General features: G+C 70.4%; 22 protein-coding genes. 11 read left to right on the top strand and 11 right to left on the bottom strand.

Annotation, left to right across the window (positions count from 1 at the left end; genetic code table 11):
• The 4 genes from IM697_RS36510 to IM697_RS36495 all read left to right on the top strand — a co-directional run bounded on the left by IM697_RS36510 (window position 1) and on the right by IM697_RS36495 (window position 3,468).
• Window positions 1-918: a F0F1 ATP synthase subunit gamma gene (locus tag IM697_RS36510; protein ID WP_194040555.1), complete on the top strand. Its 918-nt coding sequence runs from the start codon at window positions 1-3 to the stop codon at window positions 916-918.
• Window positions 918-2,354 carry a F0F1 ATP synthase subunit beta gene (gene atpD, locus IM697_RS36505; RefSeq protein ID WP_194040553.1) on the top strand — a complete coding sequence of 479 codons (1,437 nt, stop codon included), beginning with the start codon at window positions 918-920 and terminating at the stop codon, window positions 2,352-2,354. Before IM697_RS36510 ends, atpD begins: the two co-directional genes overlap by 1 nt.
• Before the next feature lie 130 nt (window positions 2,355-2,484).
• Entirely contained in the window at window positions 2,485-2,859 is a 375-nt protein-coding gene (locus IM697_RS36500) for a F0F1 ATP synthase subunit epsilon (protein WP_194040551.1), read from the top strand.
• A 162-nt stretch (window positions 2,860-3,021) separates the two neighbouring features.
• Window positions 3,022-3,468: a DUF2550 domain-containing protein gene (locus tag IM697_RS36495; protein ID WP_194040549.1), complete on the top strand. Its 447-nt coding sequence runs from the start codon at window positions 3,022-3,024 to the stop codon at window positions 3,466-3,468.
• A gap of 16 nt (window positions 3,469-3,484) precedes the next feature.
• On the opposite strand, the gene IM697_RS36490 is transcribed toward IM697_RS36495, so the two are convergent.
• The 3 genes from IM697_RS36490 to IM697_RS36480 form a co-directional block, all read right to left on the bottom strand.
• Window positions 3,485-5,308, bottom strand: a complete 1,824-nt coding sequence (locus IM697_RS36490; RefSeq protein WP_194040547.1) for a glycoside hydrolase family 18 chitinase — start codon at window positions 5,306-5,308, stop codon at window positions 3,485-3,487.
• A 117-nt stretch (window positions 5,309-5,425) separates the two neighbouring features.
• Entirely contained in the window at window positions 5,426-6,067 is a 642-nt protein-coding gene (locus IM697_RS36485) for a response regulator (RefSeq protein ID WP_194040544.1), read from the bottom strand.
• Window positions 6,064-7,251 carry a sensor histidine kinase gene (locus tag IM697_RS36480; protein WP_228044309.1) on the bottom strand — a complete coding sequence of 396 codons (1,188 nt, stop codon included), beginning with the start codon at window positions 7,249-7,251 and terminating at the stop codon, window positions 6,064-6,066. Before IM697_RS36480 ends, IM697_RS36485 begins: the two co-directional genes overlap by 4 nt.
• 152 nt (window positions 7,252-7,403) lie before the next feature.
• Here IM697_RS36480 and IM697_RS36475 point away from each other — a divergent pair, with 152 nt between their 5' ends.
• Window positions 7,404-7,991, top strand: coding sequence for a hypothetical protein (locus IM697_RS36475; protein WP_194040539.1), 588 nt, complete (start codon window positions 7,404-7,406; stop codon window positions 7,989-7,991).
• A gap of 16 nt (window positions 7,992-8,007) precedes the next feature.
• Here IM697_RS36475 and IM697_RS36470 read toward each other — a convergent pair whose 3' ends face one another.
• Window positions 8,008-8,580 (bottom strand): cob(I)yrinic acid a,c-diamide adenosyltransferase, encoded by a 573-nt coding sequence (locus IM697_RS36470; RefSeq protein ID WP_194040536.1) that lies wholly within the window; start codon window positions 8,578-8,580, stop codon window positions 8,008-8,010.
• Between the two features lie 160 nt (window positions 8,581-8,740).
• Here IM697_RS36470 and IM697_RS36465 point away from each other — a divergent pair, with 160 nt between their 5' ends.
• From IM697_RS36465 to IM697_RS36450, 4 genes are all read left to right on the top strand, one after another.
• On the top strand, window positions 8,741-9,862 hold the full coding sequence (locus tag IM697_RS36465; protein ID WP_228044308.1) for a DUF4190 domain-containing protein: 1,122 nt from the start codon (window positions 8,741-8,743) through the stop codon (window positions 9,860-9,862).
• Between the two features lie 161 nt (window positions 9,863-10,023).
• A complete protein-coding gene (locus IM697_RS36460; RefSeq protein ID WP_194040534.1) occupies window positions 10,024-10,872 on the top strand; it encodes a 3-hydroxyacyl-CoA dehydrogenase family protein in 849 nt (282 codons plus the stop codon).
• A gap of 176 nt (window positions 10,873-11,048) precedes the next feature.
• Window positions 11,049-11,372, top strand: a complete 324-nt coding sequence (locus IM697_RS36455) for an STAS domain-containing protein (RefSeq protein WP_093906575.1) — start codon at window positions 11,049-11,051, stop codon at window positions 11,370-11,372.
• Between the two features lie 274 nt (window positions 11,373-11,646).
• Complete coding sequence (locus tag IM697_RS36450; protein WP_194040531.1) at window positions 11,647-14,199, top strand: ATP-binding protein; 2,553 nt, start codon at window positions 11,647-11,649, stop codon at window positions 14,197-14,199.
• A 78-nt stretch (window positions 14,200-14,277) separates the two neighbouring features.
• Here IM697_RS36450 and nucS read toward each other — a convergent pair whose 3' ends face one another.
• Window positions 14,278-14,949 carry an endonuclease NucS gene (nucS, locus tag IM697_RS36445; RefSeq protein WP_194040528.1) on the bottom strand — a complete coding sequence of 224 codons (672 nt, stop codon included), beginning with the start codon at window positions 14,947-14,949 and terminating at the stop codon, window positions 14,278-14,280.
• Window positions 14,950-15,222: 273 nt separating this feature from the next.
• Between nucS and IM697_RS36440 the strand changes: the two genes are divergently transcribed.
• Entirely contained in the window at window positions 15,223-15,615 is a 393-nt protein-coding gene (locus IM697_RS36440) for an SCO5389 family protein (protein WP_155060615.1), read from the top strand.
• 102 nt (window positions 15,616-15,717) lie between these two features.
• On the opposite strand, the gene IM697_RS36435 is transcribed toward IM697_RS36440, so the two are convergent.
• Window positions 15,718-16,746, bottom strand: a complete 1,029-nt coding sequence (locus IM697_RS36435; protein ID WP_194040525.1) for an LLM class flavin-dependent oxidoreductase — start codon at window positions 16,744-16,746, stop codon at window positions 15,718-15,720.
• Window positions 16,747-16,968: 222 nt separating this feature from the next.
• Here IM697_RS36435 and IM697_RS36430 point away from each other — a divergent pair, with 222 nt between their 5' ends.
• Entirely contained in the window at window positions 16,969-17,310 is a 342-nt protein-coding gene (locus tag IM697_RS36430; RefSeq protein ID WP_194040523.1) for an ATP/GTP-binding protein, read from the top strand.
• Between the two features lie 14 nt (window positions 17,311-17,324).
• Here IM697_RS36430 and IM697_RS36425 read toward each other — a convergent pair whose 3' ends face one another.
• From IM697_RS36425 to IM697_RS36405, 5 genes are all read right to left on the bottom strand, one after another.
• Window positions 17,325-18,197 (bottom strand): ABC transporter permease subunit, encoded by an 873-nt coding sequence (locus IM697_RS36425; RefSeq protein WP_194040520.1) that lies wholly within the window; start codon window positions 18,195-18,197, stop codon window positions 17,325-17,327.
• The gene (locus IM697_RS36420; RefSeq protein WP_194040518.1) at window positions 18,194-19,474 is read right to left on the bottom strand and encodes an ABC transporter ATP-binding protein; all 1,281 of its coding nucleotides are present in this window, start codon (window positions 19,472-19,474) and stop codon (window positions 18,194-18,196) included. The genes IM697_RS36425 and IM697_RS36420 overlap by 4 nt, the downstream gene beginning before the upstream one ends.
• Window positions 19,475-19,767: 293 nt before the next feature.
• Complete coding sequence (locus tag IM697_RS36415) at window positions 19,768-20,538, bottom strand: ABC transporter permease (protein ID WP_194040516.1); 771 nt, start codon at window positions 20,536-20,538, stop codon at window positions 19,768-19,770.
• Window positions 20,539-20,540: 2 nt separating this feature from the next.
• Window positions 20,541-21,509, bottom strand: coding sequence for an ABC transporter ATP-binding protein (locus IM697_RS36410; RefSeq protein ID WP_194040514.1), 969 nt, complete (start codon window positions 21,507-21,509; stop codon window positions 20,541-20,543).
• Window positions 21,510-21,594: 85 nt separating this feature from the next.
• The gene (locus IM697_RS36405) at window positions 21,595-22,533 is read right to left on the bottom strand and encodes a coiled-coil domain-containing protein (RefSeq protein ID WP_194040512.1); all 939 of its coding nucleotides are present in this window, start codon (window positions 22,531-22,533) and stop codon (window positions 21,595-21,597) included.
• Window positions 22,534-22,692: the final 159 nt, after the last annotated feature.

The following is a 22,692-nucleotide window of genomic DNA, read 5'->3' as shown; positions in this document are numbered from 1 at the left end:
ATGGGAGCCCAGCTCCGGGTCTACAAGCGTCGCATCCGATCCGTCACCGCGACCAAGAAGATCACGAAGGCGATGGAGATGATCGCCGCCTCGCGCGTCGTCAAGGCGCAGCGCAAGGTGGCGGCCTCCACGCCGTACGCGACCGAGCTCACCCGCGCGGTCACGGCGGTCGGCACCGGCTCGAACACCAAGCACCCGCTGACCACGCAGGCCGAGACGGTCACGCGGTCCGCGGTGCTGCTCCTGACGAGCGACCGCGGCCTCGCCGGCGCCTTCAACTCCAACGCGATCAAGGCTGCCGAGCAGCTCACCGAGCGGCTGGAGCGCGAGGGCAAGGAGGTCGACGTCTACATCGTCGGCCGCCGCGGTGTGGCGCACTACAACTTCCGTGAGCGCAAGATCGCGGAGTCGTGGAGCGGCTTCACCGACGAGCCGTCGTACGCGGACGCCAAGAAGGTCGCGGCCCCGCTGATCGAGGCCATCGAGACGGCGACGGCCGAGGGCGGCGTGGACGAGCTCCACATCGTCTACACCGAGTTCGTGTCGATGATGACGCAGCAGGCGCTGGACGCGCAGCTGCTGCCGCTCAGCCTCGAAGAGGTCGCGGAGGAGACCGCCACCAAGGGCGAGATCCTCCCGCTGTACGACTTCGAGCCCTCGGCGGAGGACGTCCTCGACGCCCTGCTGCCGCGCTATGTGGAGAGCCGTATCTACAACGCGCTCCTCCAGTCGGCCGCCTCCAAGCACGCCGCCACGCGGCGCGCGATGAAGTCGGCCACCGACAACGCCGGAGAGCTCATCGAGACGCTGTCCCGGCTTGCCAACGCGGCCCGCCAGGCCGAAATCACCCAGGAAATCAGCGAGATCGTCGGTGGCTCTGCAGCCCTGGCCGACGCGACCGCGGGGAGTGACCGATAATGACCACCACTGTTGAGACCGCGACGGCCACGGGCCGCGTCGCCCGGGTCATCGGCCCGGTCGTCGACGTGGAGTTCCCCGTCGACGCGATGCCGGACATCTACAACGCCCTGCACGTCGAGGTCGCCGACCCGGCGAAGGCGGGCGAGAAGAAGACGCTGACCCTGGAGGTCGCCCAGCACCTGGGTGACGGCCTGGTCCGCACCATCTCCATGCAGCCCACCGACGGTCTGGTCCGCCAGGCCCCGGTCACCGACACCGGCACGGGCATCACCGTCCCGGTCGGCGACTTCACCAAGGGCAAGGTGTTCAACACCCTCGGTGAGGTGCTGAACGTCGACGAGCAGTACGAGGGCGAGCGCTGGTCCATCCACCGCAAGGCCCCGAACTTCGACGAGCTCGAGTCGAAGACCGAGATGTTCGAGACCGGCGTCAAGTGCATCGACCTGCTCACCCCGTACGTCAAGGGTGGAAAGATCGGTCTGTTCGGCGGTGCCGGCGTCGGCAAGACGGTGCTCATCCAGGAGATGATCTACCGCGTCGCCAACAACCACGACGGTGTGTCGGTGTTCGCCGGTGTCGGTGAGCGCACCCGTGAGGGCAACGACCTCATCGACGAGATGAGCGAGTCCGGCGTCATCGACAAGACCGCGCTGGTCTTCGGTCAGATGGACGAGCCCCCGGGCACCCGTCTGCGCGTCGCGCTGGCCGGCCTGACCATGGCCGAGTACTTCCGTGACGTCCAGAAGCAGGACGTGCTGTTCTTCATCGACAACATCTTCCGCTTCACGCAGGCCGGTTCCGAGGTGTCGACCCTGCTCGGCCGTATGCCCTCCGCGGTGGGTTACCAGCCGAACCTGGCCGACGAGATGGGTCTCCTCCAGGAGCGCATCACCTCGACCCGTGGTCACTCGATCACCTCGATGCAGGCGATCTACGTCCCCGCGGACGACCTGACCGACCCGGCCCCGGCCACCACGTTCGCCCACCTCGACGCGACGACGGTGCTCTCCCGTCCGATCTCCGAGAAGGGCATCTACCCGGCGATCGACCCGCTGGACTCCACGTCCCGCATCCTGGACCCGCGCTACATCGCGGCGGACCACTACAACACCGCCATGCGCGTCAAGGGGATCCTGCAGAAGTACAAGGACCTCCAGGACATCATCGCGATCCTCGGCATCGACGAGCTCAGCGAGGAGGACAAGCTGGTCGTCCAGCGTGCCCGCCGCGTCGAGCGCTTCCTGTCCCAGAACACTCACGTCGCCAAGCAGTTCACCGGCGTGGACGGCTCCGACGTGCCGCTGGACGAGTCGATCACCGCGTTCAACGCGATCTGCGACGGTGAGTTCGACCACTTCCCGGAGCAGGCGTTCTTCATGTGCGGTGGTCTCGAGGACCTCAAGAAGAACGCGAAGGAGCTGGGCGTCTCCTGACGCACCGGTCTTCGTGAGCCATTGAGCTCTTGATGAGGGGGCGGGGGTTCGTCCCGCCCCCTCATCCACGCCTACTAGACTTGTAACCAACACCCGGCAGAACCGCCGGGTGGTGACCCGAGGAGCCACCTTGGCTGCTGAGCTGCACGTCGCGCTGGTCGCCGCCGACCGTGAGGTCTGGTCGGGCCAGGCCACCCTGGTCGTCGCGCGCACCACGTCCGGCGACATCGGCGTCATGCCCGGTCACCAGCCGCTGCTCGGTGTGCTGGAGTCGGGCCCGGTGACCATCCGTACGAGTGATGGCGGCACCGTCATCGCCGCGGTGCACGGCGGTTTCATCTCGTTCGCGGACGACAAGCTGTCGCTGCTGGCCGAGATCGCCGAGCTGTCGGACGAGATCGACGTCCAGCGCGCGGAGCGGGCACTGGAGCGCGCGAAGTCGGACGACGACGCGTCCGCCGAGCGCCGCGCGGAGGTCCGCCTGCGGGCGGCGACGGCGCGCTGACCCACGGGGTCACCTTCCGGGCCGTCTAGGCTCTGGGGGAGCGCACGCGATGACGTCACTCAGCCGCGGCTGGGACCGGAGCAATCCGGTGCCGGTCGCGGCTGAGGCAGATATGGAAGTTTTTTCCGTTCCGTTACCTAGGAGACGAGGAGGTCGGTGTCGATGGTCCTCGCTCTGACTGTGTGCGGAATCGTCGTCGCCCTGGTGGTGCTGGGGCTGTTCGTCTTCGGTCTGCGCCGCAGACTCATCCAGCGCTCCGGCGGCACCTTCGACTGTTCGCTGCGCTGGGACGTGCCGGAGAAGACCGACACCAGCGGCAAGGGCTGGAGCTACGGCGTCGCCCGCTACAACGGCGACCGCGTCGAGTGGTACCGCGTCTTCTCCTACGCCTACCGTCCGCGCCGCATCCTGGAGCGGTCCGCCATCGAGGTGGCCGGCCGCCGGGTCCCCGACGGCGAGGAGGAGCTGGCGCTGCTCTCCGACGCGGTGATCCTCACCTGTCTGCACCGGGGCACCCGCCTCGAACTCGCCATGAGCGAGGACGCGCTGACCGGTTTCCTCGCGTGGCTGGAGGCAGCCCCGCCCGGTCAGCGCGTCAATGTCGCCTAGAGGTCAGTGATCCCCTTTACGACAGCCCGTTGTTGATGGCGCTCACCAGTTCGCCGCCCGCGGTGTCACCGCTGAACTCCCAGAAGAACGCGCCGCCGAGACCCTGGGCCTTGGCCCACGCCATCTTCGTGCCGATGGTGGCGGGAGTGTCGTACGACCACCAGTTGCTGCCGCAGTGCGCGTACGCGGTGCCGCCGACCGTGCCGGTGGCCGGGCAGGACGTCTTGAGGACCTTGTAGTCCTCGATGCCCGCCTCGTAGGTGCCGGTCGCCGGGCCCGTGGCCGTGCCGCCGGGGGCGGACTGGGTGACGCCGGTCCAGCCGCGGCCGTAGAAGCCGATGCCGAGCAGCAGCTTGCCGCCCTGGACGCCCTTGGCCTTGAGCTTGGCGATGGCGGCGGCCGAGTTGAAGGCGGGGTTCGGGATGCCGGCGTACGAGGTGAGCGGCGAGTGCGGGGCGGTCGGTCCGGTCCGGTCCCAGGCGCCGAAGTAGTCGTACGTCATCACGTTGTACCAGTCGACGTAGCGCGCGGCGCCGCCGTAGTCGGCCGCGTCGATCTTGCCGCCGTCCGAGCCGTCCGCGGTGATCGCGGCGGTGACCAGGTAGTTCTCGCCGAACTCGGAGCGCAGCGCCCGCATCAGGTTCCCGAAGGCCGCCGGACCGGAGGTGTCACAGGTCAGGCCGCAGGCGTTCGGGTACTCCCAGTCGATGTCGATGCCGTCGAAGACGTCGGCCCAGCGCGGGTCCTCGACGACGGCCTTGCAGGACTTGGCGAACGCGGCCGCGTTCTGCGCGGCCTGGCCGAAGCCGCCGGAGTAGGTCCAGCCGCCGAAGGAGTACAGCACCTTGATGTGCGGGTACTTCGCCTTGAGCTGCCGGAGCTGGTTGAAGTTGCCGCGCAGCGGCTGGTCCCAGGTGTCGGCGGTGCCGCTGACGGACTGGTCAGCGGTGTAGGCCTTGTCGTAGGCGGCGTAGGTGTCGTCGACGGTGCACTGGCCGTTCTTGACGTTGCCGAAGGCGTAGTTGATGTGCGTGATCTTCGAGGCGGAGCCGGAGGTCACCAGGTTCTTGACGTGGTAGTTGCGGCCGTAGACGCCCCACTCGGTGAAGTAGCCGAGCTTGACCTTGTCACCCGTGGGCGGCTCGGTCGTGCCGCCGGTGGTGCGCACCGCGCGGGCGCCGCTGACCGGGCCGGTCTGGTCGGCGGTGTCACGGGCCTGGACGGTGTAGGAGTAGTCGGTGCCGGCGGTGAGCCCGGTGTCCGTGTACGACGTGGTCGTCACCGTCGCGACCTTGGCGCCGTCGCGCAGGACGTCGTAGTTCTTGACGCCCTTGTCGTCGGTGGCGGCGCTCCAGGACAGCCTCACCGAGGTGTTGGTGATGGCGGAGGCGGTCGGGGTGCCGGGGGCGCTCGGGGCGCTGTCACCGGGCTCGGTGCTGCCGCCGTCGCAACTGCCGCCGTTCAGCTTGCAGTTGGCGGGGGAGCCGGAGCCGGTGCCGTTGAAGCCGAAGGAGACGGAGGCGCCGGGGGCGAGGGTGCCGTTCCAGGACTTGTTCCTGGCGGTCCAGTGGGTGCCGGAGGAGGTGACGTCGGCGTCCCAGGCGGAGGTGACGGAGGTACCGGAGGGGAAGTCCCACTCGACGGTCCAGGAGGTCAGAGCGGTGGTGCCGGTGTTCTTCACCGTCCACCTGCCCTCGAAGCCGGAGCCCCAGTCCTGGGTCTTGGCGTAGGTGGCGGTGGCGGAGCCGGCGGCCTCGGCGGGGCTCGCGAGCCCGACCAGACCGGCCAGCGGGAGCAGCAGGGTCGCGAACCCTGCCGCGGCTCTGTGTCTGAAGCGCATCACGCGCCTCCTTGGGAGTCTTGGGGCGCGACTGAGCCTTCACGCCCACGGTGCCGCGAGAATAGAAAGGTCTGGACCACGGGTCAATAGGTCTGGACCACTCTTGTGTAGGTCCGTTCAGACGCCCAATTCCTGTGCCAATACGGCCGCTTGCACCCGGCTGCGCAGCTCCAGCTTGCCGAGCAGACGGCTGACGTGCGTTTTCACCGTCGCCTCCGCCATGTCGAGCCGGGCCGCGATGTCCGCGTTGGACAGGCCCTCGCCGAGGCAGGACAGCACCTCACGTTCACGTCGGGTGAGGGTGTCGAGGACGGCGGGGTCGGCGGTCGGCTCCCGGACCGGCTTCGCGGCGAACTCGGCGATCAGGCGCCGGGTGACGGCCGGGGCGATGAGGCCCTCGCCGCCCGCCACCGTGCGGACCGCCGCCAGCAGGTCCTTGGCGTCGGTGTTCTTCAGCAGGAACCCCGCAGCGCCCGCCCGCAGCGCCCCGAACACGTACTCGTCGAGGTCGAAGGTGGTGAGCACGAGCACGTCCGCGAGCCGCTCCCCGACGACCCGCCGGGTGGCCGACACCCCGTCCAGGAGCGGCATCTGAACGTCCATCAGAACCAGGTCCGGCCGGAGCTCACGGGCCAGCTCCACCGCCTGCTCGCCGTCCGCCGCCTCGCCGACCACCTCGATGTCCGGCGCGCTGCGCAGGATGAGGACGAGACCGGCGCGGACGGCGGACTGGTCCTCGGCGACGAGCACACGGATCATGCGGGGTCTCCTCCGGTCAGCGGAAGCGTGGCGCGTACGACCCAGATCTTGCCGTCCGTGGCGACCGGGTCGTCGACGGGGCCCGCCTCGAACGCGCCGGCCAGCAGCGCGACCCGCTCCCGCATCCCGACGAGACCCGCGCCGGAGCCGGGTGCGCGCGGCCCGTCGCGGTCGCCGAACGGGCTGGTCACGGCGACGGTGAGGCTGTCGTCCCGCTGGATCAGCTCGACCGCGACCCGGCCGGGTGAGGCGTGCTTGAGGGCGTTGGTCAGGGACTCCTGGACGATGCGGTAGGCGGCGAGTTCGACGGGGGCCGGGACGGTGCCGTGATCGGTGGCGAGGCGGACGTCCAGGCCGTTGGCGCGAGCGCCCTCGACCAGGGCGGTGAGGCCGTCGAGGGTGGGGACGGCGGAGGGTTCGTGGTCGTCGCCGCCGTCGCGCAGGATGCCGATCAGCCGGCGCATCTCGGCGAGCCCCTCGACGCTGTTCTCCCGGATGACGGAGAGGGCTTCGCGGGAGGTCGACGGATCGTCGATGGAGAGCGCGGCCGTGGAGTGGATGGCGATCGCGGAGAGGTGGTTGGCGACCATGTCGTGCAGCTCGCGGGCCATGCGGGCGCGCTCGGCGGTGACCGCCTGGGTGCGGTCCATCTCGGCCAGCAGCGCGGTCTGTTCGGCACGCAGCCGGGCGGCCTCGGCTGCATCGCGATGGTTGCGGACGATCCAGCCCGTGGCCGCGGGCCCGTAGGCCACGACGCCGACGACCACGCCGATCAGCAGCGCCTCCGGCACGCGCAACACCGCGAACGGCACCAGCGTCGCGGCCACTGTGAGCAGCCCGGTGATCCACTGGATGCGGCGGGCCGAGACCAGCGGACCGTACAGCACGGCCGCATAGACGAGGTCCGTGAACATCATCCATGTCGGCAGGGTGCCCTGGGTCACGACGTCCGCGCAGAAAGCGGGCGTGCCGATCAGCAGGGCCGTACGCGGTGCCGTCCGGCGCAGCAACTCGCAGCCGGCCATCACGGTGAGCGGCACCAGGATCGGCCAGGGGCCGTCGAAGAGGGTGATCGGGTCCTTGGCGGTCCGCATGCCCAGGCCGACGCCCACCAGCAGCAGGCCGCCGAGCAGCCCGCCGACGCCGATGTACACGTCGACGCGGTGTGGGCGCGGGAAGGCCATGACTCCATCCAACACGGTGTCCGCGCTCGGTGCCTGATGCCGGGGAACGGTCCTGGACTGCATCCTTCGATGTACCGCGGTTTCGTCACCGCCGACGACGAAAGGAGCCGCGCCCGACGGGAGCCTGGAACGGTGACCGAAGGGAGCATGTTGTGATCGTCGCCCTCATCATCGCCTGCGAGGTCGGCTTCTGGGTGCTGCTGGCGCTGGGGCTCGCCGTCCGCTACCTGCTGAAGTGGCGCCGTACGAGCGTGGTGCTGCTGCTGTGCGAGCCGGTGCTGGAGCTGGTGCTGTTCATCGCCACCGCGATCGACCTGAAGAACGGTGCGGAGCCGGGCTGGGAGCACGGGGTGGCGGCGCTGTACATCGGCTACACCGTGGCCTTCGGCCACTACACGATCCGCTGGCTCGACGGCCACGCGGCCCACCGCCTGGGCGGCGCCCCGCCCCCGCGAAAGCCCCCGCGCTACGGCCGCGCCCGCGCCCGGCACGAGGCCAGGCTGTGGCTGCGGGCGGTGTACGGCGCGGTGGTGGCCCTGGGCCTGCTCCAGCTCGCGGTCTGGTACGTGGGCGACTCCGGCGACATCAGCTCCCTGCGCGCGTTCCAGTGGGTGGCGATCCGCACGGTCGGCATCTACGGGCTGATCGCCCTGGGGTACTGGATCTGGCCGAAGAAGGCCCCCGCCGGCGTCGAGGACCCGCCCAGGCTCACGACCGACAAGGACCGCGTCCGCTCATGAGCCGGGCGTCGGGCGGCTAGCGTTCGCCGCCCGGCACCCACAGCACGTCACCGACCTCCTTGTTCGCCGTCCTGGCCAGGATGAACAGGAGGTCGGACAGGCGGTTCAGATAGGTCGCGGTCAGCGGGTTCATGGTCTCGCCGTGGACCTCCAGGGCCGCCCACGTGGAGCGCTCGGCCCGTCGTACGACCGTGCAGGCCTGGTGCAGCAGGGCCGCGCCCGGTGTGCCGCCGGGGAGGATGAAGGAGCGCAGCTTCTCCAACTCCTCGTTGAAGCGGTCGCAGTCCGCCTCCAGCCTGTCGATGTAGAACTGCTCGACCCGAAGCGGCGGGAACTCCGGCTTCTCCACGACCGGCGTCGACAGGTCCGCACCCACGTCGAACAGGTCGTTCTGCACACGGGTGAGGACCTTGACGACCTCCTCGTCGAGCCCGCCGAGCGCGATCGCCGTGCCGAGCACCGCGTTCGCCTCGTTGGCGTCGGCGTACGCCGAGATCCGCAGATCGGTCTTGGCTACCCGGCTCATGTCGCCGAGGGCGGTGGTGCCCTGGTCGCCGGTCCTGGTGTAGATACGCGTCAGATTGACCATGCGACCAGCGTAGTTACGCCCCCGCCGTTCGGACCACGTGCGTCTGCCCGGTCCTGGGCGGCTGATGGATAACGATGCCGGTGCTTTGTGATCTCGGGCACGTTCCTTTTCAGCCATGCCCTGATATTCGTGAGCAGCCGAACACGAAGGGCGTGATCGCATGTCGGTGCCTCCGCCGCAGCATCCGCAGTACCCGCAGTACCCGCAGGAACCCCCCACTCCGCCGTACGGGGCCGGACCGCAGTGGAATCCGATGCCGATGGCACCGCCGGCCCTGAACGCCTTCGCGGTCACCTCGCTGGTGACGGCGTTGCTGGTGTGCCTGGCGCCCCTGGGGCTGGTCTTCGGCCTGGTCGCGCTGTGGCAGATACCCAGGAAGGGCCAGCGGGGCAAGGGCCTCGCCATCGCCGGGGTCTCCGTCTCCGGCGCGGTTCTGGTGCTGGCCGCCGGCCTCGCCACGGTGGCCGACTTCCGGGTCTGGACGCTGCCGGCCCGGGACGACAACGGTGCGGTGACGCAGCCGGGGTGGGCCCCGGTCCAGTCGCTCGACGTCGGCGACTGCTTCACCCCCGGCGCCTGGATGCGGGAGAGGGACACACCGCCGCTCGGCAAGGGCGGCGTTCAGGTGATCCCGTGCGACGAGACGCACCGCGCGGAGGCCTACGCCACGTTCCGGCTCGCCGAGCAGGAGGAGTTCCCGGGCCGGGAGGCGATCGCCGAGGTCGCGTGGCAGCGCTGCGCCGAGCTCTTCGTCGACTACTCCGTGGACCCGGAGGGCTCCGGGACGCTGCAGACCTACTACTTCCGTCCCGACGAGGTGGGCTGGGACGCCGGGCGCCGCACCGTGCTGTGCTGGGCGGCGCGGCCGGGCGACGCCGAACTCGACGGCTCGGTCCGGCGCGACGAGTCCGACTTCGACACCGACCAACTGGCCTTCCTGTCCGCCGCGAAGCCGATGTACGTGGTGACGGCGCAGCGCCCGGCGAAGAGCCCCGAACAGGACCTCGCCGGCGCCAAGGCCTGGGCCGAGCGGATGGCCACGGCCCAGGCCGAGACCATCCAGCGGCTCGAGGAGACCGAGTTGGCCGGCGTCGAACGCCCCACCGAGCGGCTCGTGGCCGAACTGAAGACGGGACTGCCGCTCTGGCGGAAGGCGGCCGACGCCTCCGACGCGGACGCCTTCCTGAAGTCACTGCGCTCCGTGAACCGGCACGACGGGGCGGAGCACGTCGAACGGATCCGCACCGCACTGGGCCTGCCGGCGTCAGCGAACCAACGGTGAGAAACGCGCAATTGGGTCCCGTGTGCCGCCGCCGGTGTGATGTCCGTCAGCTGAGACGTGACTCGCGTTACTAACCGGTCACACAGTCCCTCACGAGCGCTAAGGTCCGCCGAGAGGCAACGTAAACAGGGTGTAAGGCGTTTCAAAGGGGAGTCGCAACAGTGGCACGGAAGCTTGCCGTCATCGGCGCCGGCTTGATGGGTTCCGGGATCGCCCAGGTCTCCGCTCAGGCGGGCTGGGACGTCGTCCTGCGGGATGTCACCGACGAGGCGCTCAGGCGTGGCACCGACGGCATCAAGGCGTCGTACGACAAGTTCGTCGGCAAGGGCAAGCTGGAGGCGCACGACGCCGACGCCGCCCTCGCCCGCATCACCGCGACCACCGACCTGGACGCCGCCGCCGACGCCGACGTCGTCGTCGAAGCGGTCTTCGAGAAGCTCGAGGTCAAGCACGAGATCTTCCGCACGCTCGACAAGATCGTGCGGGCGGACACCGTGCTCGCCTCCAACACCTCCGCCATCCCGATCACCAAGATCGCGGCGGCCACCGAGCACCCCGAGCGGGTGGTGGGTGTGCACTTCTTCTCGCCGGTGCCGATGATGCAGCTCGTCGAGCTGGTCCGCGGCTACAAGACGAGCGACGAAACCCTCGCCACCGCGCGAGAGTTCGCCGAGTCCGTCGGCAAGACCTGCATCGTCGTCAACCGGGACGTCGCCGGCTTCGTCACCACCCGGCTGATCTCGGCGCTCGTCGTCGAGGCCACCAAGCTCTACGAGTCGGGCGTCGCCACCGCCGAGGACATCGACCTCGCCTGCAAGCTGGGCTTCGGTCATGCCATGGGCCCGCTCGCCACGGCGGACCTCACCGGCGTCGACATCCTGCTGCACGCCACCGGCAACATCTACACCGAGTCCCAGGACGAGAAGTTCGCCCCGCCGGAGCTGATGCGCCGGATGGTGGACGCGGGTGACATCGGGCGCAAGAGCGGGCAAGGCTTTTACAGCTACTGAGGTTTCGTAGACCACCGCACAGCCCCTGCGCACGTCACGCGATGGGGTGAATTCGGTATCGGTTCGCTTACAGACGGAAACCTCTGACCGTCCAACGCAGTCAGAGGTTGCATCACCGGCCACAGCACAGACGACGCATCGCGGAGCACGCACGTACGCACGCTTGGGGAGCGCATATGTACATCAGGGGCGACCACGCCGAGCTGGTCGTCGGGGGCCGCCTCGACGTCCGCAGCGCGGCGGACGCCCGTACGGTCCTGCACTCGGCCGTCGACGACGGAGTCGGCGACCTGGTGCTGGACCTGTCCGAGCTGGAGTTCTGGGACGCCACCGGACTCGGGGTGATCATGGGGGCCCATCGGCGGGCCGGCCGCTGCGGCCGGCGCCTGGTGCTGCGCGGCGTGCCGCCGCAGATGCAGCGTCTGCTGGTGGCCACCCGGCTGCACCGGATCCTGGCCATCGAAGGCGGCATCGGGGTGGAGTCCCTGCCCCGGGTGTGACGCCCGGCACGGGTGGGGCGGGGCAGTCGGGCGTTCCGGCTGCGAAGCGCACGTCACGCACAATTCTCACGAGACTGTGATGTCTCGGGCGGCGCGGTACCCCGACCTGTCGTAGATACTGTGCAAAGGTTTAGGGTTCGGCTGCCCGCTGCATGGACAAACCCCATGGACAAACCCCTTCGAGCGGGCCCGGACCAGAAGCGACAGCGCGGTGTGCAGCAAGGCCGGGAGGGGCTTGGCTTACGCACACGACGCTTTTGGGGGGCTTGAACCTATGGACCCGAACAACCGGGGACCCGAGGAGTACGGCCATGAGGCCGGCGGCCAGTCGTCGCGCCCGCGCCCGCCCAGGGACCCCCTCACACCCGACTTCGGACAGCACACGCCCGCACTCGCCCGCACGGTGCAACTGGTCTCGGGCGACTTCCTGCTCACCGTCAACCCCGTCGACGGCAGCGAGATCGAGGTCTGCCCGCCCGCGGAGCGGCCGGCGCGACCCGAGAAGCTGGCCCCGGCCGAACGGGCCGAGGCCGAGCGCGCCGCCAAGCCGCCCGTCCCGCCCGGGCCGACCCGTCCCGCACAGCCGCTCCTGGCCCGCCAGGAAGAGCGCGAACAGCTCGTACGGCTGCTCGCCCGCGGCCGTTCCGTACGTCTGGTCGGCCCCCGGGGTGCCGGCCGCACCAGCCTCCTCGACCTCGTCGCCGAGGACTGCGCGGACCTCGCCCCCGACGGCGTCGTCCGCCTCAACGGCTTCCACCGCACCCCGGCCGACCTGCTGTACGACCTGTTGCACTCGGTCTACAGCGCGCCCCTGTACCGCCCCGATCAGGACGAACTGCTCTCCTGCGTGCGGGAGATCGGCGCGGTCGTCGTCCTGGACGACATCGAGTTCGGCGGCACCGCGCTCGACGAGCTGCTCGACGCGACCCCCGAGTGCGCCTTCCTGATCGGCGCCACGCCCGATGTGCCCGCGCCGTCCGCCGAGTCCGGCATCGAGGACGTCGCCCTCGACGGGCTCGACCGCACCGCGAGCATGGAGCTGCTGGAGCGCGGGGTCGGCCGGGTCCTCACCGAGGACGAGCTGAACTGGGGCGGCGACCTGTGGTTCGAGTCGGAGGGCCTGCCGCTGCGGTTCGTCCAGGCCGGGGCGCTGCTGCGGCAGCGGGACCGGCTGCGGGCCGGGGCGGACGCCGTCGACGAGTACGGCGTCTTCGAGGACGCCCCGCCGCCCGCCGACACTCCGGTCGACACCGAGGACGGCGCGGAGACGCCCCTGCCGTCGCTCGGCGAGGCCGCCGGACCGGCGCGGCTGCTCGCCTCGCGGCTCAGCGCATCGGCCCGCACCACCCTGAGGTTCGCCGTCGCGCTCGGCGGCGAGGTGCCGCACCAGGCGCATCTGCCCGCGCTGGTCGGTGACACCCACGCGGACGCCGCACTCGGCGAACTGGCCGACTGCGGGCTGGTCTCACCGGTCGGCTCCCGCTACCGGCTCGCCGCCGGCGTCCTGGCCCAGCTGGAGTCCGCCGGATACGCCGACGAGGCCCAGGACAACGCCCTCACCGCCGCCCGGCACTACGCCTGGTGGGCCGGGCACCCCTCGGTCACGCCGGAGCGCGTCTGCGCCGAGGCCGACGCCGTGCTCGCCGCGCTGGGCCTGCTGGTGCCGAGCACGACACCGCCCGCCGAGGGCGAGGAGAGCCCGACCGTGCGGCTCGCCCGCACGGCGGCGCCCGCGTTCGCGGCGGGGCTGCACTGGAGCGCCTGGGAGCGGGCGCTGCGGGCCGGCGCCGAGGCCGCCCGCCTCGTCGGTGACGTCTCCGAACAGGCCTACTTCCACCACGAGCTGGGCATCCTCGCGCTCTGCGGCGACCGGCTTGACCGGGCCCGTGCCGAGCTGGAGACCTCCATCGGCCTGCGCGGCGCCCTCGCCGACAAGCGCGGCACCGTCGCGGGCCGCCGCGCCCTCGCGCTGGTCTCGGACCGCTCCGGTACCACGCCGGGCGTGGCCGCGTTCGCCGCGACGGCCGGGGAGGAGGTGCCGGACGCGCGCTACGAGGAGTCGCAGTCGCCGCCGGGCGGTGTGCCGGCCGCGTTCCCGCCCGCCGGGGACACCACGACCCTCGTCACGCACCAGGCGTCCTCGCCTTCGCCGACGGCCTCGCACAAGGGCCGGGGCGGCGTCCGCAGCTTCGCCCGGCGCAACCTCGTCGCGGCCGGCGCGGGCGCGCTGCTCGTGGCGGTGCTCGGCACGGTGGTGACACTGGGCGCCACGTCCGACAACGACCCGAACGCCCCGTCCAACCAGGTCGGCGTCAACCCGTCCGCCAGCCAGGGCCCCGGCGACGACAGCCTGGGCGCGGACAAGGTGGAGGGCGACGACGACCAGGACTCCGGCGACACGGGCAAGGCGACGAGCCGGCCGACGGATCCGGGGGCCGAGGGCACGTCGGGCGACCCCACGCCGACGGAGTCGGACGAGCCGTCTGAGCGCCCGAGCGAGACGCAGGGGTCGGGCGGCCGGCCGACGGATCCGACGGACGATCCGACGAAGCCGACCGATGACCCCACGAAGCCGACGGACGGCCCGACAGATCCGACGGACGGCCCGACAGATCCAACGGACGGCCCGACGGATCCAACGGACGGTCCCACGGACCCGACGGACGGCCCGACAGACCCGACGGACACACCGACCGATCCGCCGTCCGATTCGACGTCGGCCAGTGGCTCGGCCACCTCGAGCCCGGCGGAGACCACCACCACGGCGAGCGCGCCCACGTCCACGGACGAGGGCACACCGAGCACCGGCTCGGATCCGGTGATCTGACGCGGCGATCAGGACAAGAGGGCCGGGTCCGTCCAACGGACCCGGCCCTCACCGTCGTACGACCGCGGACGCCCCCGGTCAGAACAGCCGCAGCTTGTCGTCCTCGATGCCGCGCAGCGCGTCGTAGTCCAGCACCTGGCAGCCGATGCCGCGGTCCGTCGCGAGGACGCGGGCCTGGGGCTTGATCTCCTGGGCCGCGAAGATGCCGCGCACCGGGGCGAGATGGGGGTCGCGGTTGAGCAACTCCAGGTAGCGCGTGAGCTGTTCCACACCGTCGATCTCGCCACGCCGCTTGATCTCGACCGCGACCGTCGCGCCGTCCGCGTCCCGGCACAGGATGTCGACCGGGCCGATGGCCGTGGGGTACTCGCGGCGGATGAGCGTGTAGCCCTCGCCGAGCGTTTCGATGCGGTCCGCGAGGAGTTCCTGGAGGTGCGCTTCCACGCCGTCCTTGATCAGACCGGGGTCCACACCCAGTTCGTGCGAGGAGTCGTGGAGGATTTCCTCCATCGTGATGATCAGCTTCTCGCCCGCTTTGTTGATGACGGTCCAGACGTCCTGCTGCTCGCCGTCCCCCTCCTTCAGAGTGCAGGGCGGCGACATCCAGTTCAGGGGCTTGTAGGCCCGGTCGTCCGCGTGGATCGAGACGCTGCCGTCCGCCTTGACCAGGATCAGACGGGGCGCCGAGGGCAGGTGGGCGGTGAGCCGGCCCGCGTAGTCGACGGAGCATCGGGCAATGACGAGACGCATGGTCGGCAACGCTACTCGACGGGCCGGTGTCGACGCGATTCGCCCCGGGGGAGTCCGTATGACCCCGGACTGCCCCTGTTCATTTCTGGCCGATTGTGTGCTCGTGTGCCCAACGAGGACCGCCCATGTACGCAATCTCCTGGTGCCGTCACCGTCCGTTGCCTACCGTATTAAACGGGAGGTCGCGAGGCGTGTACACAGCGTGTCCGGTATCGCGGACTCCCTCATCTGTCCGGCAACCCCCGCCGCGGTGGGGGTGCGAGAGGAGAACCCATGTCGCTCGACGTCTCACCGGCCCTACTCGAACAGGCCGAGCGAGGCGAGGTCGACGAAGCCGCCTTCGTCGACTGCGTCCGGACCTCCCTGCCCTACGCATGGGAGATGATCAGCTCCCTGGTGGCCCAGCTGAAGGTCGACGGCGGTCAGTTCGCCGACAACCTGACGCCCCCGCCGGACGAGCAGGCACGTGGCCAGCTGCTGCGTGCGCTTGCGAGTGACGCGATACGCGGCGCGCTGCAGCGGCACTTCGGGGTGCGACTGGCCTTCCAGAACTGCCACCGGGTGGCGGTGTTCCCGCTTGACTCCTCGGTCGACGAGACGCTGGCTCGCTTCACCTCGGTCCGCAGTCAGCTGCTGAACCAGTCCCCGGAATTCCGGGACTGCTGACGCAGTGACCGCTTGCTTGCCGCTCCGTACGCGGGAGGTGCAATCAGTACCGGGGCGGCAAGCCCTCTGGCGGACCGGGCCGTTCGGCGGGCCCAGGGCGATTCAGCCGAGGTGCGGAAGCACTTCGGCGCCCAGCCGCCGTACGTTCTCCTCGGTCGCCGCCAGATCGCCCGAGCCCTCCACGAGCAGCGCGAAGCGGGAGATGCCGGTCCGCTCGCTGGTCGCCGCCAGGCGGTCGGCGGCGAGGCGCGGGGTGCCCACCGGGTGCAGCCCGCAGAGCAGTTCGGTGTACGCCAGCGGGTCGCGCATCGCCCGATGACGCCCGTCCACCGTCACATGGGCCTCCAGGCCCTGCCTGAGCCAGCCCGGCATCGCCTTCGTGAGCGCCTCCACGGCGTCGGTGCGCCGGTCCGCGATCTGGCAGATGCCGGCCGACACATGGGCCGCGCCGCGGATCTCGTCGGCCGGTCGTCCGGCCGCGCGGGCGTGCTCCCGCCACAGGGCGACCATCTCGGCCTTCTCCTCGTCGCCCACATGCATCCCGAGCAGCATCGGCAGCCCGCGCTCGGCCGCGAGGCGCACGCTCCGCGGCGATGTGCAGGCGACGACGACCTCGGGGCCCTCGACGTCCGTGAGGCACTCCGACGGCCTGGGGACGACGGGGACTTCACGGAAGTCGAACCGCTCGCCGGACGCCGCGACCGAGGGCTCGCGCAGCCAGCGCAGCAGCAGATCGAGTGATTCCGGGAACCCTTCCTCGTACGCCTCGAGACCCGAGCCGAACACCTCCAGGTCGACCCAGGGCCCGCCGCGTCCCACGCCCAGCGAGAACCGTCCGCCGGAGGCGATGTGCAGCAGCGCGGCCTGTTCGCCGACGGACACAGGGTGGGCGGTGGGCAGCACGGTGACCGCCGTGCCGACCCGCAGACTGCTGGTGCGGCCGAGCAGTAAGGCGGCCAGGGTGATCGCGGACGGACAGGTGCCGTACGGCACGAAGTGGTGCTCGGCCAGCCAGACCGAGTCGAGCCCCGCTTCCTCGGCGACCTCGGCGGAGCGGACCGCGCGGTGCAGCGCCTCCCCGTCGCCCTGCCCCGGGAACCGGGCCGCCAACACGAAACTTCCTACGCGCATTGCTTTTCCTGCTTCCTTGGCTCCGACGTGGAGCTCCCCCACCGGGCATAACCGTCTGACACGTGCCGAGGACACGGCTTGGCGAAGAGATTTGCGGATTGTCTGCAGAATCGATGGTCATGATGGGGGACTTGTGGGGGTTGGTGCCGTACGGCTACCCCGGTCCGTGCCACGTAGGCTGGACGTGACCCGTGCATCCTGTATAGCCCCGTGAGGTGTTCCGTGTCCCCGCGTCGCAACCGTTCCAACGGCCCCAAGGGAGCCGCCTCGTCCGGGCGCAGTGCCGAGGGCGACCGTCCCGTCCGCTACGGCGGCTGGCAGTCCTCGGAGAGCTGGCAGGGCGAGGACTGGAACGTGCGGCATGTGGCGGGCGCCAGCGCCCAGGGCAAGGCGTACCGCTGCCCGGGCTGCGACCAGCTGATCCCGGACGGCGTCCCGCACGTCGTCGCCTGGCCGGACCACGCGGGCGTCGACGACCGCCGCCACTGGCACAAGGCGTGCTGGAACGCGAAGGACCGCCGCACCACGCGGGTGCAGCGGTCCCGTAACGCGCCGAGGTTCTGAACTCCGGACGCGGCTTACACGTCCCGCTTCTCCAGCAGTGCGTAGGCACCCGCGAACGCGGCGGCCGTCACGCCCAGCATGATCCACAGGGGGTCCCAGCCGGACGGGCCGGACTCGCTGAGGGACTGGGCGTAGAAGACGCTGAGCTGGTTCGGGATGGAGTATTCGATCAAGGCCTGCTGAAGGTCCTGGAGCGACGCCGAGAACATGAACATCGCGATGACCAGCGGGGCCAGCACCACGCCGATCATGACGGTGATCGCGCCCGCCGAGTGCCGGATGATCGAGCCGACGACGAGCGAGAGCAGACCGAGCAGCGCGATGTAGAGCGAGATGCCGAGGGTGCCCTTCAGCCACTCCTGACCGGACGGCTCGCGGGCGCCCTCCAGCATCGCCACGTCCGCGAGGGCGACCAGCACGACCGACGCCAGCGTCACCACGAGCGCGACCACGAAGAACACGATCGCCTTGGCCGCCAGCACCCGTCCGCGGGTCGGGCACGCGGTCATCGTGGTGCGGATCATGCCGGTGCCGTACTCCGAGGCGGTGGTCAGCACGCCCAGCGTGATGATGCACATGCTGCCGAGCAGCAGCCCGAAGACGCCGAACGACAGCGGGTTCTGGTCGGCCAGGCCCTCCTCCGTCGAGTTGGCCGAGACCAGCGCGGCGGTCGCCATGCCGATGCCGACGACGAGCACCACGAACACGCCGAGCGTCCACATCGTGGAGCGCACCGACCGGATCTTGGTCCACTCCGAGGCGAGCGCGTGCCCGAGGTGCGTGCGCACCACGGGGATCGGCGAGTTGTAGGTGGGGTACGACGGGCCGGGGGCCGCCTGCCAGTTCGGTGCGGCGGTCTGCGGCATCGGGGGCTGGGGCGTGCTCATCGGGCGTCCTCGGGCTCGGAAGGGGCGGAGGTGGCGGCGGGGGCGGACGGGGCCGCCGGCGGCGCGGCGGGCGGCTGGGCGGGGCTCTGCGGGGCCGGTGGCGCGGGCTGTGCCGGAGCCTGGCCTGGGGCCGCCTGAGGCGGCTGGGGAGCGGACTGCGCGTACGGGTTGGGCGTCCCTGCGCCGGGCGCCCCCGGGGCGCCGCCGTACGGCCCAGGCTGGCCCTGCGGCGCGGCGAACGGCTGCCCGCCCTGCTGGGGCGGCGGCGGGGCGTACCAGCCGGGCTGGCCCTGGCCCGGCACCGGCATCGGCGGCTGTGCGCCGGGCGGCAGCGGCTGCTGGAGCCCTTCCTTCTGGTCGATGGTCGAGCGGTAGTCGACCGCGCCCTGCGTCATCCGCATGTACGCCTCCTCCAGCGAGGCCTGGTGCGGCGACAGCTCCCACAGCCGTACGTCGGTGTCGTGCGCGATGTCGCTGATGCGGGGGAGCGGCAGCCCGGTCACCCTGAGCGCGCCGTCCTGCTCGGGCAGCACATGGCCGCCCGCCTCGGCGAGTGCGGTGGACAGCTTCTCGCGCAGCTGCGGCTCGGTGTCGGGCGTACGCACCCGGGCGAAGCCGGCGGAGTTCGCCGCGATGAAGTCCTGCACGCTCATGTCGGCCAGCAACTGGCCGCGCCCGATGACGATCAGGTGGTCGGCGGTCAGCGCCATCTCGCTCATCAGGTGCGAGGAGACGAAGACGGTGCGGCCCTCGGCCGCGAGCGACTTCATCAGGTTCCGCACCCAGAGGATGCCCTCGGGGTCGAGGCCGTTGACCGGCTCGTCGAACAGCAGCACCTGCGGGTCGCCGAGCAGCGCGGCGGCGATGCCGAGCCGCTGGCCCATGCCGAGCGAGAAGCCCTTGGAGCGCCGCCTGGCCACGTCCTGGAGGCCGACCACGCCCAGCACCTCGTCCACGCGCCGGGCCGGGATGCCCGAGAGCTGGGCCAGGCTCAGCAGGTGGTTGCGCGCGGCCCGGCCGCCGTGCACCGCCTTGGCGTCCAGCAGCGCGCCGACCTGACGCGGGGCGTTGGGCAGCCTGCGGTACGGATAGCCGCCGATGGTGACATGGCCCGCGGTCGGGTTGTCCAGACCGAGGATCATCCGCATCGTCGTGGACTTGCCGGAGCCGTTCGGGCCCAGGAAGCCGGTGACGGAACCGGGCCGCACCTGGAAGGACAGGTTGTACACAGCGGTCTTGTCGCCGTAGCGCTTGGTCAGGCCGACTGCTTCGATCATGCTCCGCACCCATCGAAAGGATCAGGACAGCGGGGCACACGCCCCCGTAAGGGTTAGGAGGATATCGGGGCGCTGACGGTTCCACTCAAGGGCAGGTGCTGCATTTTCCGGGGGACAACCCCCGGACCCCCGGCAGAAAGGCAGGTCGGTCGGCGCGGCCGGCGCGGACATCGCGAGGAAAAGCCCGAGCGGAACCTCGCGCGACCGCGCCAGTGCCGGGGCCCGTCAGCATGCCGGGCCGGATCCACCACCCGCGTTTGCGGCACCACCGAACCGCCCTCGTGCACCGTAAGCTAGGCGTCCCGTTTCTTCAGCGTGGCGTACCCGCCCGCGAGCGCCGCGATCACCCACAGCACCATGATCCCCAGCCCGCCCCAGGGGCCGTACGGCACGTCGTCGTCGATCGGAGTGACCACCTGCATGATCTTGCTGCCGGCCTGGTCGGGCAGATACCGGCCGATCTTCTCGGTGGCCGAGACATTGCCGAGGATGTTGGAGACCAGGAAGAAGAACGGCATCAGGATGCCCAGCGACAGCATCGGCGAGCGCAGCATCGCGGCGACGCCCATCGAGAACATCGCGATGAGGGTCATGTAGAGCCCGCCGCCGATCACCGCGCGCAGTACGCCCGGGTCGCCGATCTGCGCCTTGTGCTCGCCCAGCATCGCCTGCCCCAGGAAGAAGGTGACGAAGCTGGTGGCCAGGCCGACGACCAGGGAGAGGCCGGTCGCCACCGCGATCTTGCTGAACAGGAAGGTGCCGCGCTGGGGCACGGCGGCCAGCGAGGTGCGGATCATGCCGGTGCTGTACTCGTTCGACACGACGAGCACCCCGAACACGATCATCGCGAGCTGACCGAGGCTCATCCCGGCGAAGCTGATGAAGGTCGGGTCGAAGGAGAGCTGGTCGCGCCGGCTCATGTTGTCGAACTCGTTCTTCGACAGGGCCGAGATCAGGATGCCGAGGGCGATGGTGACCACCACGGCCAGCGACAGCGTCCACACGGTCGATGCCACGGACCGGATCTTGGTCCACTCGGAGCGGATGACCTGGGTGACCACCATGCTCAGCTCCTCCTCCAGTCCTCGCCCCACTGCCGCTGCGGCGGCTGCGGAGGCGGCTGCGGTGCGTCGGTGTGCGCGTGGTACTCCACCGACTCCGCGGTCAGCTGCATGAACGCCTCCTCCAAAGAGGCCTGTTGCGGGCTCAGCTCGTGCAGCACGACCTGGTGGCGCGCCGCCAGCTCCCCGATCTGCTCGGACTTGCCGCCGTCCACCTCCAGCGTGCCGTTGCCGGTCTGTACGGCGGTGATCCCGGCCTCGTGCAGCACATCGAGCAGCCGCTCGCGCTGCGGGGTGCGGATACGGACGTAGGCCCGTGAGTTGCGGGCGATGAAGTCGGGCATGGAGGTGTCGGCGAGCAGCCGGCCCTGGCCGATGACGACGAGGTGGTCGGCGGTCAGCGCCATCTCGCTCATCAGGTGACTGGAGACGAACACCGTGCGCCCCTGGGCGGCCAGCGATTTCATCAGGTTCCGGATCCAGTGGATGCCCTCGGGGTCGAGGCCGTTGACCGGCTCGTCGAACATCAGGATCCGCGGATCGCCGAGCAGCGCGCCCGCGATGCCGAGCCGCTGGCCCATGCCCATCGAGAAGCCCTTGGTCTTCTTCTTCGCGACCGCCGTCAGCCCGACCGTGTCCAGCACCTCGCGCACCCGGCTGCTCGGGATGCCGTTGCTCTGCGCCAGACACAGCAGATGGTTGTAGGCGCTGCGCCCGCCGTGCCAGGCCTTGGCCTCCAGCAGGGCGCCGATGTACGTCAGCGGATCCTTGAGCTGGTCGTAGTGCTTGCCGTCGATACGCACGTCGCCGGCGGTGGGCCGGTCCAGGCCCAGGACCATCCGCATCGTGGTCGACTTGCCCGCACCGTTGGGGCCGAGGAAGCCCGTGACGATGCCCGGTCTCACGCTGAACGTGAGGTTGTTGACCGCCACTTTCTCGCCGTACCGCTTCGTCAGCCCCTCGAGCTCGATCATGCCGCCCACGCTAAAACGGGACAAAGCCCTCTGCCACCCCAGTGGCAGAGGGCTTTGCGAAATTCAGCAGATGTGCGCCGGATCGTTACCGGGTCTGCTGGGCGGGCACCCCACGGGAGATCGGCTCGTCCTCGGCGGCGGGCGCGCCGGTCGCGGCGACCGCGGCACCGGTGAGGGTCGCCAGCATCTCGCGGACGTTCGTCAGCTGAGCGTTGATGCTGTCGCGGCGGTTGGTGAGGGCCGCGAGCTCGCGCTCGGATTCCGAACGGATGCGGTCGGCCTTGGCGTTGGCGTCGGCCACGATGTCCTCGGCCTGGCGCTGCGCGGTCTCCACCGTCTGGCGGGCGCGGCGCTCGGCGTCGGTGCGCAGCTTCTCGGCCTCGAGGCGAAGCTGCTCGGCGCGGTGCTCGATCTCGGCGAGACGCTTCTCGGCCTTGGCCTGACGGGACGCCAGGTCCCGCTCGGACTGCTCGCGGCGCTTGGCGAGGTTCGTCTCGAAGTCGGCGGCGGCCTGCGCGGCCTTGGCGCGGGTCTCCTCGAAGAGGGCGTCCGCCTCCTCGCGCTTGGACTGCGCGTCCTTCTGGGCCTCGGCACGCAGCGCGGAGGCTTCGCTCTTGGCCTTCTCGACGATCCGGACGCCCTCGTCCTCGGCCTTGGCCTTGCGCTCCGCAGCGAACGATTCTGCGTCGTTGCGGACCTGCTGGGCCGCCGACTCGGCGAGCTCGCGGTGCTGCTCGGCGGCGCGGCGGGCCTCCTCGCGCAGATCCTTGGCCTCTTCCTCGGCGAGGCGGAGGATCTTCTCGACACGCGCGCCGAGACCCGCGTACGACGGCTCTGCGTCGGTGACGGCTGCCTGGGCGTTCTGCGTCTCGAGGTGGAGCTCCTCGATGCGCTTTTCCAGAGCGGTGATACGGGCGAGAGCGCTGTCGCGGTCGGAGACGAGCTTCGAGATGCGTTCGTCCACCTGCGCGCGGTCGTACCCACGCCGCACAAGCTCGAAGCCGTAGGGGGAAGTGTCGCTCATGGGGTTCCTGTCGAATGAGACCGGTGAGGTGATAAGTGGAATCCTAGGGGCCGAAGCGGTGTGTCATCGAGCGGATACGTGTTTGATCTGGAGAATGAGACCCCTTTTGAGTGGCTAACCGTCGGACGGCTTGCCAAAAACTGGGTCAAAGGCCCCAGG

The sequence above is a fragment of the Streptomyces ferrugineus genome (assembly GCF_015160855.1).
GTDB lineage: Bacteria > Actinomycetota > Actinomycetes > Streptomycetales > Streptomycetaceae > Streptomyces > Streptomyces ferrugineus.
Note: the sequence above shows the minus strand (reverse complement) of the source record. Positions and strands in the feature narration are given on the sequence as shown.